General features: G+C 63.1%; 4 protein-coding genes and 1 pseudogene. All 5 read left to right on the top strand.

Annotated elements, in window-relative coordinates; translation table 11 throughout:
• Positions 1–1,630, top strand: a 1,630-nt coding sequence (gene uvrB, locus VGH68_RS28890; RefSeq protein ID WP_331607157.1) for an excinuclease ABC subunit UvrB, incomplete at its 5' end; no start/stop codon positions are given.
• 316 nt (positions 1,631–1,946) lie between these two features.
• Complete coding sequence (locus VGH68_RS28885) at positions 1,947–2,495, top strand: iron transporter (protein WP_331607156.1); 549 nt, start codon at positions 1,947–1,949, stop codon at positions 2,493–2,495.
• Positions 2,496–2,646: 151 nt separating this feature from the next.
• Entirely contained in the window at positions 2,647–2,979 is a 333-nt protein-coding gene (locus VGH68_RS28880) for a cupredoxin domain-containing protein (RefSeq protein WP_331607155.1), read from the top strand.
• Positions 2,980–3,057: 78 nt separating this feature from the next.
• Positions 3,058–3,903, top strand: a complete 846-nt coding sequence (locus VGH68_RS28875; protein WP_331607154.1) for an FTR1 family iron permease — start codon at positions 3,058–3,060, stop codon at positions 3,901–3,903.
• A pseudogene (locus VGH68_RS28870) lies at positions 3,900–4,161 on the top strand (4Fe-4S binding protein); the annotation flags it as partial. The gene VGH68_RS28875 and the pseudogene VGH68_RS28870, both read left to right, overlap by 4 nt.

Below are 4,161 nucleotides of genomic sequence, written 5' to 3'. Positions count from 1 at the left end.
CGACGTCGTGATCGTCGCGACGGTATCGGCGATTTACGGTATCGGTAACCCGTCCGAATACCACCAGATGATTCTGACGCTGCGCACCGGCGACCGGCTCGGCCAGCGGGACGTGATCGCGCGGCTGATCGCAATGCAGTACAGCCGCAACGAGGCCGACTTCCAGCGCGGCTCGTTCCGCGTGCGGGGCGACACCATCGATATTTTCCCGGCCGAGCACGCCGAAATGGCCGTGCGCGTCGAGCTGTTCGACGACGAGGTCGAAACGCTGCAACTGTTCGATCCGCTGACCGGCCGCGTGCGGCAGAAGATTCCGCGCTTCACCGTTTATCCGTCGTCGCACTACGTGACGCCGCGCGACACGGTGGTGCGCGCGGTCGAAACGATCAAGGCCGAGTTGCGCGACCGGCTCGAATTCTTCTATAGCGAAGGCAAGCTCGTCGAGGCCCAGCGGCTCGAGCAGCGCACGCGCTTCGACCTCGAAATGTTGCAGGAGCTCGGTTTCTGCAAAGGCATCGAGAACTACTCGCGGCACTTCTCCGGCGCGGCGCCTGGCGAGCCGCCGCCGACGCTCGTCGATTATCTGCCGTCTGACGCGATCATGATGCTCGACGAATCGCATGTGCTGATCGGCCAGTTGAACGGTATGTATAACGGCGACCGCGCGCGCAAGGAAAACCTCGTCGATTACGGTTTCCGTCTGCCGTCGGCGCTCGACAACCGGCCGCTCAAGTTCAACGAGTTCGAGCGCAAGATGCGCCAGGTGGTGTTCGTGTCGGCGACGCCCGCCGACTACGAAAAAAGGACCTCGGGCCAGGTCGCCGAACAGTTGGTGCGCCCGACCGGCCTCGTCGATCCCGAAATCGAGGTGCGGCCGGCGCGCAGCCAGGTCGACGACGTGCTCGCCGAGATCAACGAGCGAGTCAAGGCTGGCGACCGCGTGCTGGTCACCGTGCTGACCAAGCGGATGGCCGAGCAGCTCACCGAGTTTCTCGCCGATCACGGCGTCAAGGTGCGCTATCTGCACAGCGACATCGACACGGTCGAGCGCGTCGAAATCATCCGCGACCTACGCCTGGGCGCATTCGACGTGCTGGTCGGGATCAACCTGCTGCGCGAGGGGCTCGATATTCCGGAAGTGTCACTTGTCGCGATTCTCGACGCGGACAAGGAAGGCTTCCTGCGCGCCGAGCGTTCGCTGATCCAGACCATCGGCCGGGCGGCGCGCAACGTCAACGGCAAGGCGATTCTCTATGCGGATAAGGTCACGGATTCGATGCGCCGCGCAATCGACGAAACCGAGCGGCGCCGCGCGAAGCAGGTCGCGTTCAACCTCGCGCATGGCATCACCCCGCGCGGCGTGGTTAAGCGGATTCGCGACATCATCGACGGTGTATACAACGTCGACGAAGCGCGCGCCGAGCTGAAGGAACAGCAAACGCGCGCGAAGTTCGAGGACATGTCCGAGAAGCAGCTTGCCAAGGAGATCAAGCGCCTCGAAAAGCAGATGATGGAACACGCGAAGAATCTCGAATTCGAAAAGGCCGCGCAGACGCGCGACCAGCTTGCGCTGTTGCGTCAGCGCGTGTTCGGCGCGAACGTCGGCGATCACGTCTCGGGCGTCGAGTAAGGCGCCTTTCATCCTCGGGCGCGGCCGTGCGCCGCGCCCAGTCCCCCCGCCGCCGGCGCTTCGCGTTCCGTCTGGATCGCCCGCGCGATCCGCTGTCAGCCGCTTGCGGTTCGACGCCCTTGATACCGACTTCCTTAAGCGTGCCTTAAGACCCTGATGGCGCTGCGCTCGGCGCGCGTGCCCGTTTGTTCTGGCTGGAGAACAGTGATAAACTCGTCCAATATTGAGAATGGTTCGCATTTAAATTTACATCTGGCTTGCACGGCGCACTGTTCCAATGGTTCGATTCCGGTCTGATAAAAACAAAGGAGTTTCAATGCGGATTTCTTCATTTGTGCGGGGCGGCGTCGCAGCAATGGCCGCCGTCGCGGCTCTCTCGGCCACGGCTGCGGAATACCCGATCGGCAAGCAGCATATCCAGAGCGGCATGGAAATCGGCGCGGTCTATCTGCAGCCGATCACGATGGAGCCCGAAGGCATGATGCGCAAGGCGTCGGATTCGGATATTCACCTGGAGGCCGACATCCACGCAGTCAAGGACAATCCGACCGGTTTTGCCGAAGGCGACTGGATGCCGTATCTGCAAGTCCACTATGAGCTGACGAAGGCGGGCTCGAATCAGGCGCAAAAGGGCGACCTGATGGCGATGGTCGCAAACGACGGCCCCCACTACGGTGACAACGTCAAGCTACAGGGTCCCGGCAAATATCACTTGAAGCTGATTGTCGAACCGCCGATGCAGACGGGTCACATGGCGTTTGGCCGCCATGTCGACAAGGAAACCGGCGTGGGTCCGTGGTTCAAGCCATTCACGATCGAGTACGACTTTACGTTCGCCGGTATCGGCAAGAAGGGCGGTTATTGAGCGCCGCCGGTCAGGCCGCCCGCGTGATGCAAGTGGCCCTGACGGCGCGGTCGCGCGGCGCTCAATCGGCGCATCAGTCAATGCAGCAGACGGCGCGCGGACGTTCGGTGTCACAGCCGATGCGGGCGCGTCTCGTTTTCCGGAAAGGCTAATGGGAATCAACCGAAAAATCGCGATGCTCGCCGCCACGTTTGCACTGGCGGCCGCGGCTCACGCAGCCGATCTGCCGACCTTCAAGCTGGAAATGAACGACGGCAAGCTGAATCCAGCGCGTATCGAAGTGCCGGCGGGGCAGCGTATCAAGATCGAAGTGCGCAACGCCGGCAAGGGTGCGGCCGAATTCGAGAGCGTGCAGTTGCGCAAGGAAAAAGTGTTGGCGCCGGGCGCGGAATCGTTCGTCGTGATCGCTCCGCTGGAGCCGGGCGAATACAAGTTTTTCGACGATTTCCACCAGCAGGCGCAGGGCGTGATCGTCGCGAAGTAGCAATGGCCTCGAACCCGAGCGCGTCACGTCAGGCGAGCGCTCGCATTCGCGGGCAGTAAGAATCGAAGGGAGAGCTTAATGGGTCAGATTCTTTTCATCGTGTGGCGGGAGAGTGTCGAGGCGCTGCTGGTCGTCGGCATCCTGTACGCTTGGTTGAAAAATGGCGACGCCGACGCGCGCCGCGGCTTGCCGTACCTTTGGGGCGGCGTGGCGGCCGGCGTGATCGCGGCGGTGGCGCTCGGCGCGGCGCTCGTCGGCTTCACCGAGGAGCTCTCCGGCGATGCGCAGGACTATTTCCAGACCGCGATGGTGCTGGTCGCCTGCGTGCTGATCGTACAGATGGTGCTGTGGATGAAGCAGCACGGCCGCACGCTGAAGCGCGACATGGAGCAGTCGCTGCAGAAGAGCCAGCGCGATTCGAACTGGTGGGGCGTCGCGGTGCTGGTCGCGCTCGCGATCGCGCGTGAGGGCAGCGAAACGGTGATCTTCCTGTATGGCCTCGGCTTCGGTCAGTCGGGCCATGTCGATGGCGGCCAGATGCTCGCGGTTGCGCTTGGCCTCGCGCTCGCGTTCCTGACCTTCTACGTGCTTCAGCTGGGCGGCAAGTTCTTCTCGTGGCGGTATTTCTTCCGCGTCACTGAAATCATGCTGCTGTTCCTCGGCGCGGGCCTGTTCCAGACCGGCGTCGACAAGCTGATCGACAAGGAAGTCCTGCCTACGCTCGTCGACCAGTTGTGGAATTCATCGGCGATTCTCGACGATTCGAGCACCTTCGGTTCGCTCGTCGCGACGCTAACTGGCTATCGCGCGCATCCCGCATTGATGAACCTGATCGCCTATGCGCTCTACTGGGGCGTCGTCTATCTGCTGGTGCGCCGGGCGAACCGCAAGCCGGCACAGCAGACCGCGGGGCGCGCAGCATGAGCACCATGACGGCCCCCCGGGCGGGGCGCCTCGCGGCGGCCGGCCAGTGGATGCAGCGTCACGGCGCGGTGATCCGCGGCATCCAGTGGGTCGTGGTCGCGGTCTATGCGCTGCTGATCATCGTGCCCGCGCTGATGCCGCTGCCGGACGACACCGCGCATCTGTGGAACAACTTGACGCTCGCCGCGCAATTCGTGTTCTGGGGCATCTGGTGGCCGTTCGTGCTGCTGTCGATGGTGATGCTCGGCCGGGTCTGGT

This window comes from Paraburkholderia sp., assembly GCF_036488505.1.
GTDB lineage: Bacteria > Pseudomonadota > Gammaproteobacteria > Burkholderiales > Burkholderiaceae > Paraburkholderia.
Note: the sequence above shows the minus strand (reverse complement) of the source record. Positions and strands in the feature narration are given on the sequence as shown.

Excerpts from the sequence above, each read along its gene's own strand:
- VGH68_RS28875 (WP_331607154.1), top strand. The coding sequence starts at position 3,058 with ATGGGTCAGATTCTTTTCATCGTGTGGCGGGAGAGTGTCGAGGCGCTG.
- VGH68_RS28885 (WP_331607156.1), top strand. The coding sequence starts at position 1,947 with ATGCGGATTTCTTCATTTGTGCGGGGCGGCGTCGCAGCAATGGCCGCC.
- VGH68_RS28880 (WP_331607155.1), top strand. The coding sequence starts at position 2,647 with ATGGGAATCAACCGAAAAATCGCGATGCTCGCCGCCACGTTTGCACTG.